This window comes from Clostridium homopropionicum DSM 5847, from assembly GCF_001263795.1.
In the GTDB taxonomy this organism is placed as follows: Bacteria; Bacillota; Clostridia; order Clostridiales; family Clostridiaceae; genus Clostridium_H; species Clostridium_H homopropionicum.
In genome coordinates this window covers 1-12,190 of sequence record NZ_LHUR01000030.1, presented here as the reverse complement: position 1 = coordinate 12,190, position 12,190 = coordinate 1, and the positions used below count along the sequence as shown (strand labels likewise).

The window sequence follows — 12,190 nt, the reverse complement described above, 5'->3', positions numbered from 1 at the left end:
AGTAAGACCCCTGAAAGACCATCAGGTTGATAGGTTAGAGGTGTAAGTGCAGTAATGTACTCAGCTGACTAATACTAATAGGTCGAGGACTTGATCAATATTAATTCACTGTGCAATTTTGAGAGAACAAAGTTCTTTCAAAGGAAACTCACTCAGCAGAGCTGAGGAGTACTGATTAATGACACTCTTGAGCAGAAGCTCATGAGTAGCCGACCATCACAAAATCGAAGATTTTGGATGTCTGGCTATCTGGTGGTTATGGCTTGAAGGTAACACCCGTTCCCATTCCGAACACGAAGGTTAAGCTTCAAAGCGCCGATGGTACTGCACTGGTGACGGTGTGGAAGAGTAGGTCGCCGCCGGGTTATATGATTCACTAGCTCAGTCGGTAGAGCACATGACTTTTAATCATGTTGTCCGGGGTTCGATTCCCCGGTGGATCACCAAAAACGCATCTTAATTATAAGGTGCGTTTTTTATTTTTATAATTATTATTGAGTATATTTATAAATTTTAATAAAATGAATAATAAGGATATTATATAATATTTCAATATATTAAAAGGAAGGAGATAATATGGACGGAGTACAGGAGGTTTTTCAAAATACTGTAGATAAGTTTTCTTTGCTAAGCAACAGATTAAATGAAAATACATTAAAATATATAGGTTTTGGTGTGGGTATTTTTTTAATATTTATGGTTATTAGAAAAATATTTACACGATATATCCTAAAAATTCTAATAAAGATATCTTCAAAAACAAAAACACAATTAAATACAAAGATTATTGAAGCATTTCAAGAACCAATTAGATCTGTTTTTATAGTAATAGGTTTTTATTTAGCTATATTGTTTTTTGGAAAGGGCTTCTACTATGATTTTTCTCAAAGTATATTAATAAAGCATATGATTAATTCAGTCTTAATAATATTAGCAGCTTGGGGATGTTTAAACTTAACTGAGGAACATTCGTTATTATACGAAGAACTTTCAGACAAATTTAATTTTAAACTTGATAAAATAGTATTCCCATTCTTATCAAAAATTTTAAAAATTACTATTGTAGCATTAGCTATAAGCGTTGTTTTAGATGAATGGGGATATAATGTAAATGGATTTATAGCTGGGCTTGGGATTGGAGGATTAGCTTTTGCCTTTGCAGCAAAAGATGCTCTTTCTAATGTCTTTGGAGGATTAATAATAATATTAGATAAACCTTTTTCTATAGGTGATTACATAAAAACTTCAAATGTTGAGGGAATAGTTGAAGATATAAACTTTAGAAGTACTAAGATTAGAGCTACAGATAAGGGACTAGTAACTGAGCCAAATTCAACTTTAGCAAATTCCACAATTATAAATTGGACAAAAAGAGATACTAGAAGATTAAATTTTAATATAGGAGTTACTTATGGAACTTCAAAAGAACAATTAAGAAATTGTATTAATAAAATAAAAGAAATGCTAATGGAAGATGAAAACATAGCTAAAGAAGGAATATTAGTAAATTTTGATAAGTTTGGGGTAAGTAGTCTTGATATTGTCATTAATTGTTTTACTAATACTGCAGATTGGGATAAATATTTGCAGATAAAAGAAGAAGTAAACTTTAAAATTATGGATATTTTAGAAAAAGAACATGTTTCTATGGCATTTCCAAGTAGTAGTATATATTTTGAAACGCCTCTAGCTAACATAAACAAAGGAGGTAATGATTAATATGTACAACTACAAAAAAATTAGAGTAATTTTGTTATGTATTTTACTGTCTGTAGTATTTTCGGCTTGTGGAAACGGGGCTTCTTCAGAGAAAGATGTAAAGTTAGTGGGAACTACTAAGAGTGATACTTCTCAAAGCGATACAAAAGAGGAGCAGGTAAAAAAGCAAGAGATAAATAATTCTAACAATCAAAAAGAGAGTACAAAAACAGAAGTTAACAAAACAGTTAAAGCAAGTTCTAGCTTAGAGCAAAAGGTTGCTATGCCTAAAATAGAATACAAACTTTCAAATAAAATCATAGTACTAGATCCAGGTCATGCAGCAAAAGCTGATTTAGATAAAGAACCTATGGCTCCAAACTCTAAAACTTTAAAATACAAACAAACAGGTGGTGCTGAGGGAGTAAGTACTAAAACACCTGAATATAAGATTAATATGAATGTGGCGCTAAAATTAAAGAATTATTTAGAGCAAAAAGGCTTCAAAGTTATAATGACTAAGACAGATAATAACAAGACCATTAGTAATATAGAGCGAGCTGAAATAGGAAATGAAGCAGGAGCTGCATTAGTTATTAGAATACATGCAGATTCATCTGACAATAAGTCAGCTAGAGGAGCGTCTATGTTAGTGCCATCTAATAATGAAAATACAAAGGGTATTTACAAACAAAGTAAATCTTTTGGACAAGCTATATTTGCAACATTAATTAATGAAGTTGGTATGAAAGATAGGGGAGTTATAGAAAGAAGTGATATGACAGGCTTTAATTGGTCTAAAGTTCCAGTAATATTAGTTGAGATGGGATTTTTATCAAATAGTGAAGAGGATAAGATGTTAAGTGATCAAGGATATCAAGATAAAATTGCAAAAGCTATTGCAAAAGGTGTGGCAGCATTAGAGAAATAGCAGTATAAATTTACATGCCTAGATGAAAATATTTTTAATTAAAAAGTAAAAAAGCCGCGAAGTAATTCAGGGGGGAGTTAGCAACGCGGCTTTTTTTATTTAGTTTTCATTTACAGTATTGACATATATAAATAAAATATACATCAATTAATAAATATTTATTAAATTTTTAGGATAATTTATTGATGAGGGTTTAATTATAAGATTATATTGTATAATTAGGAATGTGTACTTGTGAATTGTGGGAGGAAAATATGGATAGTAAAGAGTTGCTAAAGGAATTATGCCTAGATCATGCACCTAGTGGAAGAGAATATATGCTCTATTCAATAATTAAAGAAGCTTTCAAGGGGTTTGGAGATATTTACATAGATAAGATGAACAATATAGTTATACATAAAAAAGGACAGGGACAAGGAAGTATAATGCTTTCCGCACATGCAGATGAAATATTTTTGATTGTAACTGAAATATGCAATAATGGTATTTTGAGATTCAAGGGAGTTGGGGTGGATCCAAAAGCATTAATTTCTCAAGAAGTAGTTATTCATGGAAAAGAAGAGATTACTGGAATTATTCAAGGAGATCTTAATGATTCAGGAAGCAAATCTATACAAGGTGGTAATTTATTTATTGATACTGGATACCCTAGAGAATTTTTAGAAGATAAGATTAAATTAGGAGATTTTGTTACACTTAAAGGAGAATTTATGGAGCTGTTAAATAACAATGTTTCCTGTAAAACTACAGATGATAGGGCAGGAATTGTTGCTTTATATGAATGTGCCAAGGAACTGAAAGAGCATAAACATGATTTGGATATTTATTTTGTATGCTCTTGTCAGGAAGAAGTAGGGCATAGGGGAGCAAAAATGATTAGTTATAGTATAATGCCAGATATAGGTATAGCAATAGATACAACCTTCGATAGTGGTATTATGGGAGATAAAAATAGGGAAAATATTTTAGGAAATGGACCTATTATTTGCGTTGGACCAAATTTGCATCCAAAGTTAAACCAAAGGCTTATGAAGGTAGGGAGAGAATATAAAATTACTTACGGGGTAGAAGTTGAGCCAGGTAACACAGGAACTGATGCTTGGGATATTCAAATTACTGGTTCAGGAATACCAGCATTACTAATATCTATTCCTACGAAATATTTACATACCAGAGTAGAAGTAATTAACACTGAGGATATTAAGAATACAGGAAGACTTATTGCCTCATTTATAAAAAGTATTAAAAGTAATGAACTGGAGGAGATTTTATGCTTCTAAAAAAATTATGTGATGCCAATGCTCCTTCAGGGTATGAAGGAGAAGTTAGAGATATAATTAAAAAAGAGATTGAAGAATATGTAGACGATATTGTAGTTGATAGAATGGGAAATATAATAGGTCACAAAAAAGGTAATGGCAAAAGAGTAGTAGTAGATGTTTTTATGGATGAGCCAGGTTTTATTATTACTGGATATAATGAGGACGGAACTTTAAAATTTGACCTACTGGGCTCACTAGATACTGAAATAATACCTTGTAAGACAGTATACATAGGGAAAGACAAAATTAACGGAGTAATTGGAATTAAGCCAATACACCTTCAAGGAAAAGCCGAAAGAGAAAAAATATATGATGTAAATCAATTATGCATAGATATAGGTGCCAATTCTAAAGAAGAGGCTAAAAAAATTATACCTTTAGGAGAATATGCAGTTTTTACTTCTCAGTTTGAAAGCTTTGGGGAAGGACTATTTAAAGGGAAAGCACTTAGCAGCAGATTAGGCTGCAGCATTCTATTAGAATTATTAAAAGAAGAATATAATTGTGATTTTTATGGAGTTTTTTCTGTACAAGGAGAGCTAAAAGGCAGGGGATCATATGTTTCAGCTTATAATATCAATCCAGAGTTAGTTATCGCAGTAAAGGGAAGTGAAATTAGTAAGGAGAACAAAAGAGAAATGGAAATCTCTAAAGTGCCAATTATTTCTATGATGAGTCAAGAAGAAGTTCTAAGCCCTAATATAATTATGGATATGAAAGCTGTTGCTGTAAAAAACAATATTCCTCATGAAATAGGGAAATGCAATACTGAAAATGGCGTACTAGGTTCTTATTCTATGTCAGCTGAGGGAACAGAAATAGCAGAAATTATTATACCTTGCAAGTATGCTAATACATCAATAGGAGTATGTAGTTTAGAGGATTATAAGAATGCTTTTAATTTAATAAATGAATTTTTAAAATCTTTATAATTGGGGGGATTATCTTGGAGACTTGGGAATTTTATTTTATGATGGGAACGGGAATATATCTAACATTACTAGGTGGATTAATGTATAAAGGACATAAAAAATATGCCAGTAGTGCAGTAGGTATCTATAATATAATTATGGGTATTTTATCTATTATAGCAGGTATTATTGGAAAGAATATAGGCACCATTGGGGAGAAAATATTTTTTTCTTTTATGGTTTTGCTAATGGTATCTTTTATAGGATTTTCAATATTAAATTTACTTACAAAGAAAAGATAATATATATTTATTGAGAGGATAAAATACATGGATAAGTTAATACAAAGGTTGTTAAGTTCTTTTGGGGTATGCAGTGGTGAAAGCAATATAAGAGAGGAAATAAAAAAAGAGATAGAGGAAATTTTTAAGGCTAAGGAGACAAATGCAGTTATTGAAGAGGATAGAGTAGGAAATTTAGTCGTTAAAGCTGGTTCAGGAAAGGAAAAACTAATGCTTTGTACTCATATGGATAATCCAGGCTTTATTGTTACAGAAGTAGAGAAAAGTGGTTTTGTTAGAGTTTATCCTATAGGTAGTGTTAAGCCGGAAAAGTTAGTAAGAAGCCTTGTAAAATTTAATAACAAAATTCTTGGAAGATTAGATTCTTTTAAGAGTAATCCATCTAAGGATGATTTTTTCGTTGATTTAGGAGTAAGCAACAGTCAAACAGCCTTAAGGCAAATTGAAAAAGGGCATTTAGGAGAGTTAATAGGTAATTTACTAGAGAACAACGGAATACTTATGGGTGCAAATTTACATAATAAATTAGCTTGCTACATTTTAATTGAAACTATTAGAAAAATAGATATAAGTAAGCTTAATAAAGAGGTATACTTTGTCTTTTCAGTGTCAGGAGAAAATGGATATAAAGGTGCAAGAACTGCAGCTTTTAATATTAAGCCAGATAAAGCAATAGTACTATCTTCAATAGAAGCGGAAGATTATCTATGCGGCAATGGAGATATAGAACTTAGCAATGGGCCAGTTTTATCTATTTTTGATAAAAGCTTAGTAATTCATAAAGCTGCTAAAGAAATTATAGAAAAAACCGCTGGTAAGGAAAATATAAAGCTTCAGTATAGCTTTAGCGACGAAAAAAATGAGGGCGGTGTTATACATAAGGAAGTAGGAGGCATTATAACTGCTATGCTAGGAATCCCTTGCAGATATATGTATACATCAGAGGAGATTATAGCCTTAAAGGATATTAATGATGCTATAAAGCTTTTAAGTTCTATATTAATTTAATAATTATAAGCCTTGAAGTTATATTGTCTTCAAGGCTTCTTTTAGTTTTAGCCAATCCTCTTCATAGGCAATTTTAAAATTAGGATCTCTATTATAGGTTAGAGAAGAAGGGTGATACATAGGAAAAATGTTTTTATTTAATGTTTCGTTAAAAAATAATTTCCCATGACATTCTCCAATGCTCTGAAATTCTGTAAGTCTTTTTAGAGGAACATTTCCTAAGGTTATTATTATTTTAGGATTAACTAGTGATATTTCTTCATCTAATACCTCTTTAAAAAGATTTACCTCAGAAGTTTTAGGAGGTCTATTACTTATTGATATTTTGCCGGTTTTTCCAACTTTCTTTTTTATTGGACGAAAGAAACAAGTATTAGTTATTCTAACTTTATCACGAGAGAGACCTATTAAGTTCAAGTAACCTTCAAAAGTTTCCCCAGCCATTCCAACGAAGGGCTTTCCTTGCTCAACTTCTGTTTTCCCAGGTGCTTCACCAACAAAGAGGATATCACAAGGCACAGGACCATCTCCGGTAATCCATCCACCAATTTCTTCAGGATTATAATTTTCCGATATATTTTTAATTTTTAACTTCAAATCTTCTAAGGAATTTATTTTAAAAACCTCCCTTATAAAACAATAAATTATTGCAATAAATATAGTATATACTTTTTTATGATATATTAAAACCTACTATTTGATATATTGTATCGATACATTAGCAAAAAAATTTTTCTTGATGATATAATAATTATTAAAATTTATAGAAATGGTGGCGATGTTGATGAGTATCCCTATGATTATGACTCCTGGACCAACCTCAGTTAGGGAAAATGTAAGGCTTGCAAGAGCTATAGAAACAACAAATCCTGATCTGGATTTAGAGTTTTATGATTTTTATAAAGAAACTTGTGATAAAGTGGGAGAATTTTTAAAAACAAAAAATAGCGTAAGAATATTAAGCGGAGAAGGTATATTAGGACTTGAAGCAGCTTGCGCATCACTTACTGAAGCTGGTGATAGGGTATTAGTTTTGGATAATGGGGTTTTTGGAAAAGGCTTTGGTGATTTTGTTAAAATGTATGGTGGGGAGCCTATATATTTTAAAGGTGATAGAAGAGAAGCAATAAACATTGATGAATTAAAAAGCTTTCTTAAAAAGGATAGTAATTTTAAGTATGCTACAATAGTACACTGTGATACTCCATCTGGTGTTTTAAATCCTGTTCAGGATATTTGTCCATTGTTAAAGGAGAAGGGAATTCTTACAGTAGTTGACAGTGTTTCAGCTATGGGTGGAGAAGAGTTAAAAGTAGATTCCTGGAATATAGATGTTGCTCTTGGAGCATCACAAAAATGTTTGTCAGCGCCAACTGGACTTAGTTTTTTAAGCATTAGTGATGAAGCCTTCAGTGCTATGGAGAACAGGAAAACTCCAATAGGATCTTTTTACTGTAACTTACTAGTGTGGAAGGATTATTACGAGAAAAAATGGTTTCCTTACACACCTCCTATTAGTGATATAGTTGGGCTAAGGAAAGCTGTAGATAACATTTTAGAGGACAAGAGAATACTTCAGAGACATGAAAGCATTGCAAATGCTTTAAGAAATGCCATTACAAAGGCGGGCTTAAATTTATACACAAGAAATGGATATTCAAATACTGTAACAGTAATAGAAGTTCCAGAAGGCATTAACTCAAAGCAGTTAACTGATTATATATTAAAGGAATTTAATCTAATGATAGCAGGCTCTTTTGATTTTCTTGAGGGAAAAGTTATAAGAATAGGGAACATGGGAGAAAATGCAACAAAGGAAAAAGTAATATATACATTGAATGCTCTACAAAGTGCACTTGAATACTATAAAATTAATTTAAAAGCCAATATGGCAAAGGAGTTTATTCAGAATTTAAAAATAAATTATTAATGTTTAATTTTCTATTAATAAGTTTCTTCCTTTTATGTTATAATTATATTTGTTTGAAAAACTGGTAATATAAAAGAGGAGAAACATTATGAAGGAACAAATAGATCTTGAAGCTATAAAGAAAGAATTATATAACCAAATAAAAGCAAGAAAAGCAAATTGCTTTCACAGTATGGATCCAAGGTTTATAGATTATATCCCTGGAAAAAGTTTAACCATAGGATTTCCTGTAAAGGAAACATATTTAAATCCTGCTAGGGGAATGCAGGGAGGATTAATTACTGCAGCCTTTGACAATGTATTTGGAGCCCTATGTCATTTTGAAAGTAAAGAGGAAGCTATTGCAACTATAGATATAAGTACTACTTATCAAAGACCAATTACTATGGGAGATGAGCTTATTGTTAACGTTGGGATAAAATCAATGGGAAAAACAATAGTACATATGTGTGGAGAGGCATATAATAAAGAAGGAAAATTAGTAGCTACAAGTACTACTAACTTCATACTATTAAAAAACAAAAATAAGTAATTAAACTACGCAGAGTATATAAGCTCTGCGTTTATTTTTTATAAAAATATTTAAATAAAATTTGGAAATAATATTGACAAGCGAGTGTTAGTGTATTATATTGGTAGTACACTAATACATTATAGCGATTTAAAACAAATGTTGCAAATAACGGAGGTGGAATATGAGTATTGTATTTGATGATAAGACTCCAATATACATCCAAATAATGAATATAATTAAAAAGCAAATTATTTCTAAACAATTAAAAGGAGGAGACAAATTGGCTTCTGTAAGAGATTTATCAGCAGAATATAAGGTTAATCCTAATACAATTCAAAGAGCATATAAAGAACTTGAAAGAGGGGGCTTTGCTTATACTCAAAGAGGAATGGGAACATTTATAACGGAAGATGAAAAGATAATATATAAATTAAAGAAAGATACTGCAAAGGGTGCAATGGACACATTCATAGAAGAAATGAAAAATTTAGGTTTTACTAATGATGAGATAATAGAAATGGTTACTGGTAATTTAAAAGAGGAGGAATAGACATGAGCTCAGTTTTAGAGGCTAAAAACCTAACAAAAAACTATTTTACGAAGAAAGCGTTAAAAGATATTAGCTTAAGCATAGAAAAAGGAAAGATTTTAGGTTTCTTAGGACCTAATGGAAGTGGGAAAACAACTTTTATAAAAATAGTTGCAGGAATATTAAGACAAAGTAGTGGAGAGATATTTATTGAAGGTGCTAAGCCAGGAGTAAAAACTAAAGCTATGGTCTCATACCTTCCAGACAAAAATTATCTTTTTAAATGGATGAAGATAAAAGATGCAGTAGAATTTTTTAAAGATTTTTATGAGGATTTTGATGAAAAAAGATGCAAGGAATTATTAGAATTTATGAATTTAGATGAAGAGAGCAAAGTAACATCTTTATCTAAAGGTATGATGGAAAAGTTAAATTTAACTCTTGTATTGTCTAGAAAGGCTAAGCTATATATATTAGATGAACCTCTAGCTGGAGTTGATCCAGTAGCAAGAGAAAAAATCCTGGATGCAATTATTAAGAATTATAATGAGGATAGTTCAATGATAATAACTACACATCTTGTAAAAGATATTGAAAGAATATTCGATGACGTAGCCTTTATAAAGGATGGAGAGATAGTGCTTTCTGGAAATGCGGAAGATTTAAGACTTCAAAAGGGAAAGTCTATTGATGAGTTATTTAGGGAGTTATTTAGGGAGGTATTTGAATAATGGGAAGATTAATTAAATATGAAATTAAAGGTAACTATAAATTATTTGGAGGATTATTTATAATAATTGCATTACTGAATGTTCTATTATTAACAAGAATAAATAAATGGAGTGAGCAATCAATTATTGGACTTTTTTCTGTAATATCTATTACTGTTATGGTAGTTACATTAATATTTGTAATTAACTCTTTTAGAAATGATCTATATGAAGATACAGGATATTTAACTTTTACACTACCTGTAAGTGGAAATAAAATTTTAGGTTCAAAAATTATTACAGGAGTTCTATGGTTTAGTGTAGCTGGATTGATATTCTTTATATTCTTGAAAATTTTGATAGGGATGTTGTTTGATATAAATGTTTTGGAAAGAATAAACCTATACTTCAATGTTAAAGGAATATTTACATTAGGAATTTTATTTGGGCTTGTAAATTTAATAATGCTGCTTCTAATGATATATTTTTCTATAACATTAACAAAGGTAGCTTTTAAAGGTAAAAAAATGAGTAAGCTATTAGGATTTATAACATTTATAGTATTGAATGCAGCAATATTTTATATAGAATACAAACTAATTAATATATTTCCGCAAACAATAGATTTTTCATTAGATTTTCTAAAAGGTTCACAAGGAAGTTTAATTGGACCTTCAAATGTTGATAATCAAGCTATGTTTTCTATTAATAATTCTCAGCTAAATGTAAATATAGCATCTCTAATATATAATATTTTAGTATATATAGGACTATTTAAAGGCACAGGATACCTTATGGATAATAAAATTAATATTTAGTAAAATTAAAGGCTAAGTTTTCTTAGTCTTTTGATTTTTTTGATATTTATGTTAATATATTCTATATGAGTATAAGGAGGGATGTAATGAGAAGTTTATTTATTAATAATAAGAGTGAGATAAGATCGGGTTTTAAAATAATTTTGTTTTTCTTTTTTTATTTTCTTATAACATTAATTTCTTTTCCCATGCTTTTAACTATTGTTGCTTTAATTATGGCAGAGGGTAATTTTAATATATTTGGACAATATTATACTGAAGCACAAAATTACCTGCTTAGTAGTCAAATAGATATTGTATGGATGATCATAAGTAAAAGCTTCGACTTAGCTAGTATATTAGTTATTATATTTATTTTCTTAAAGTTATCTAATAAAAAATTTAAAGAAATAGGATTAGTATCAATAAAGGAAAATTACAGAAAATTTTTATGGGGGTCAGCTATTGGGGCTGCATCTATGACAGTTATATTTTTTTGTTTACTTATATCCAATAACGCTACTTTAGAGAATTCATTGCTTCAACCTAATTTTACAATTAACGTATTTTGGGGAATAATTCTATATATAGTTGTATCCTTAAGTGAGGAGATAATGTGTAGGGGATATATACAAACTACACTATATCAGATGAGAATGCCATACCTAGCAGCAGTTATTTCTTCAACAATATTTGCATTTCTTCACTTAGGAAATCCTAATGTAAAAATATTAGGGATAGTAAATATTTTTTTCATTGGACTATTATTATCATATATGTACATAAGGACGAAAAATCTATGGATGCCTATAGGATATCACTTTACTTGGAATTATTTCCAAGGGAATATTTATGGATTCCCTGTTAGTGGAACAACTCAATCAATAGGTATATATAATATTGATACAATTAAAGAAAACATTATAACAGGTGGAAGCTTTGGGCCTGAAGCAGGAATTTTAGCTACTATTGTAATAAGCATAAGCTTTGTTATTATAAAAGGATTTACTAAGAAATAAAGAAATATTTAGCATATACTTTACCTGGAGTGTCAGCATGTGAAAAATAAAGGAATACATATAAATTTAAAGAAAATAAGATTTATTTCGATGTAAAGCACAATAATAATTCTACTAATACAAAGTAGTTTTGATAAGATACTACTTGTCGTTGCGAGAGCGACACAAAATAATCTCTAATCACCAATCGCTAGTTGCTAGAAGAAACTTTGCAAAAGTAGAGATTAGAGATTAGAGAATAGAGATTAGAAATTAATAAAAAAAGTATTGACAAACAAAAGTAAAATTGATATACTAAATAAGCTGTCTGATGATGGCGAAATGAATGGTCTTTGAAAATTAAACAGAATTAAGGTAAATAAATGCCAGTCAATAAATTTGAGAACAGATTAAACTTTTAAATTGAGAGTTTGATCCTGGCTCAGGACGAACGCTGGCGGCGTGCCTAACACATGCAAGTCGAGCGAGGGGAGTTCTTCGGAACAAACCTAGCGGCGGACGGGTGAGTAACACGTGGGC

At 30.3% G+C, this 12,190-nt stretch carries 13 protein-coding genes, 1 tRNA gene and 3 rRNA genes; 16 read left to right on the top strand and 1 reads right to left on the bottom strand.

The window, feature by feature from the left end; translation table 11 throughout:
* The 9 genes from CLHOM_RS12830 to CLHOM_RS12790 form a co-directional block, all read left to right on the top strand.
* A 23S ribosomal RNA gene (locus tag CLHOM_RS12830) occupies positions 1-98 on the top strand; the annotation flags it as partial.
* A gap of 150 nt (positions 99-248) precedes the next feature.
* Positions 249-365: ribosomal RNA gene (gene rrf, locus CLHOM_RS12825) — 5S ribosomal RNA — on the top strand.
* Between the two features lie 5 nt (positions 366-370).
* Positions 371-446: transfer RNA gene (locus tag CLHOM_RS12820), tRNA-Lys, on the top strand.
* 130 nt (positions 447-576) lie between these two features.
* Complete coding sequence (locus tag CLHOM_RS12815; RefSeq protein WP_052222090.1) at positions 577-1,719, top strand: mechanosensitive ion channel family protein; 1,143 nt, start codon at positions 577-579, stop codon at positions 1,717-1,719.
* A 1-nt stretch (position 1,720) separates the two neighbouring features.
* Positions 1,721-2,629 (top strand): N-acetylmuramoyl-L-alanine amidase family protein, encoded by a 909-nt coding sequence (locus CLHOM_RS12810; RefSeq protein ID WP_052222089.1) that lies wholly within the window; start codon positions 1,721-1,723, stop codon positions 2,627-2,629.
* 254 nt (positions 2,630-2,883) lie between these two features.
* Positions 2,884-3,909 carry a M20/M25/M40 family metallo-hydrolase gene (locus CLHOM_RS12805; RefSeq protein ID WP_052222088.1) on the top strand — a complete coding sequence of 342 codons (1,026 nt, stop codon included), beginning with the start codon at positions 2,884-2,886 and terminating at the stop codon, positions 3,907-3,909.
* Positions 3,900-4,883 (top strand): M42 family metallopeptidase, encoded by a 984-nt coding sequence (locus CLHOM_RS12800; RefSeq protein WP_052222087.1) that lies wholly within the window; start codon positions 3,900-3,902, stop codon positions 4,881-4,883. The genes CLHOM_RS12805 and CLHOM_RS12800 overlap by 10 nt, the downstream gene beginning before the upstream one ends.
* 14 nt (positions 4,884-4,897) lie before the next feature.
* Positions 4,898-5,164 (top strand): hypothetical protein, encoded by a 267-nt coding sequence (locus tag CLHOM_RS12795; protein ID WP_052222086.1) that lies wholly within the window; start codon positions 4,898-4,900, stop codon positions 5,162-5,164.
* A 27-nt stretch (positions 5,165-5,191) separates the two neighbouring features.
* On the top strand, positions 5,192-6,172 hold the full coding sequence (locus CLHOM_RS12790) for a zinc-binding metallopeptidase family protein (RefSeq protein ID WP_052222085.1): 981 nt from the start codon (positions 5,192-5,194) through the stop codon (positions 6,170-6,172).
* A gap of 18 nt (positions 6,173-6,190) precedes the next feature.
* Here CLHOM_RS12790 and CLHOM_RS12785 read toward each other — a convergent pair whose 3' ends face one another.
* Positions 6,191-6,787, bottom strand: coding sequence for a uracil-DNA glycosylase (locus CLHOM_RS12785; protein WP_052222084.1), 597 nt, complete (start codon positions 6,785-6,787; stop codon positions 6,191-6,193).
* Between the two features lie 169 nt (positions 6,788-6,956).
* Here CLHOM_RS12785 and CLHOM_RS12780 point away from each other — a divergent pair, with 169 nt between their 5' ends.
* From CLHOM_RS12780 to CLHOM_RS12750, 7 genes are all read left to right on the top strand, one after another.
* Positions 6,957-8,102 carry a pyridoxal-phosphate-dependent aminotransferase family protein gene (locus tag CLHOM_RS12780; RefSeq protein ID WP_052222083.1) on the top strand — a complete coding sequence of 382 codons (1,146 nt, stop codon included), beginning with the start codon at positions 6,957-6,959 and terminating at the stop codon, positions 8,100-8,102.
* An 88-nt stretch (positions 8,103-8,190) separates the two neighbouring features.
* On the top strand, positions 8,191-8,634 hold the full coding sequence (locus tag CLHOM_RS12775; protein ID WP_052222082.1) for a PaaI family thioesterase: 444 nt from the start codon (positions 8,191-8,193) through the stop codon (positions 8,632-8,634).
* Positions 8,635-8,797: 163 nt separating this feature from the next.
* Positions 8,798-9,166 carry a GntR family transcriptional regulator gene (locus tag CLHOM_RS12770; RefSeq protein WP_052222081.1) on the top strand — a complete coding sequence of 123 codons (369 nt, stop codon included), beginning with the start codon at positions 8,798-8,800 and terminating at the stop codon, positions 9,164-9,166.
* Between the two features lie 2 nt (positions 9,167-9,168).
* Positions 9,169-9,876 (top strand): ABC transporter ATP-binding protein, encoded by a 708-nt coding sequence (locus CLHOM_RS12765; RefSeq protein ID WP_052222080.1) that lies wholly within the window; start codon positions 9,169-9,171, stop codon positions 9,874-9,876.
* Positions 9,876-10,673, top strand: a complete 798-nt coding sequence (locus CLHOM_RS12760) for an ABC transporter permease (protein WP_052222079.1) — start codon at positions 9,876-9,878, stop codon at positions 10,671-10,673. Before CLHOM_RS12765 ends, CLHOM_RS12760 begins: the two co-directional genes overlap by 1 nt.
* A gap of 86 nt (positions 10,674-10,759) precedes the next feature.
* Positions 10,760-11,671 (top strand): CPBP family intramembrane glutamic endopeptidase, encoded by a 912-nt coding sequence (locus tag CLHOM_RS12755; RefSeq protein ID WP_052222078.1) that lies wholly within the window; start codon positions 10,760-10,762, stop codon positions 11,669-11,671.
* A 398-nt stretch (positions 11,672-12,069) separates the two neighbouring features.
* Positions 12,070-12,190, top strand: a 16S ribosomal RNA gene (locus tag CLHOM_RS12750); the annotation flags it as partial.

Excerpts from the sequence above, each read along its gene's own strand:
- CLHOM_RS12815 (WP_052222090.1), top strand. The coding sequence starts at position 577 with ATGGACGGAGTACAGGAGGTTTTTCAAAATACTGTAGATAAGTTTTCT.
- CLHOM_RS12810 (WP_052222089.1), top strand. The coding sequence starts at position 1,721 with ATGTACAACTACAAAAAAATTAGAGTAATTTTGTTATGTATTTTACTG.
- CLHOM_RS12805 (WP_052222088.1), top strand. The coding sequence starts at position 2,884 with ATGGATAGTAAAGAGTTGCTAAAGGAATTATGCCTAGATCATGCACCT.
- CLHOM_RS12800 (WP_052222087.1), top strand. The coding sequence starts at position 3,900 with ATGCTTCTAAAAAAATTATGTGATGCCAATGCTCCTTCAGGGTATGAA.
- CLHOM_RS12790 (WP_052222085.1), top strand. The coding sequence starts at position 5,192 with ATGGATAAGTTAATACAAAGGTTGTTAAGTTCTTTTGGGGTATGCAGT.
- CLHOM_RS12780 (WP_052222083.1), top strand. The coding sequence starts at position 6,957 with ATGAGTATCCCTATGATTATGACTCCTGGACCAACCTCAGTTAGGGAA.
- CLHOM_RS12775 (WP_052222082.1), top strand. The coding sequence starts at position 8,191 with ATGAAGGAACAAATAGATCTTGAAGCTATAAAGAAAGAATTATATAAC.
- CLHOM_RS12770 (WP_052222081.1), top strand. The coding sequence starts at position 8,798 with ATGAGTATTGTATTTGATGATAAGACTCCAATATACATCCAAATAATG.
- CLHOM_RS12765 (WP_052222080.1), top strand. The coding sequence starts at position 9,169 with ATGAGCTCAGTTTTAGAGGCTAAAAACCTAACAAAAAACTATTTTACG.
- CLHOM_RS12760 (WP_052222079.1), top strand. The coding sequence starts at position 9,876 with ATGGGAAGATTAATTAAATATGAAATTAAAGGTAACTATAAATTATTT.
- CLHOM_RS12755 (WP_052222078.1), top strand. The coding sequence starts at position 10,760 with ATGAGAAGTTTATTTATTAATAATAAGAGTGAGATAAGATCGGGTTTT.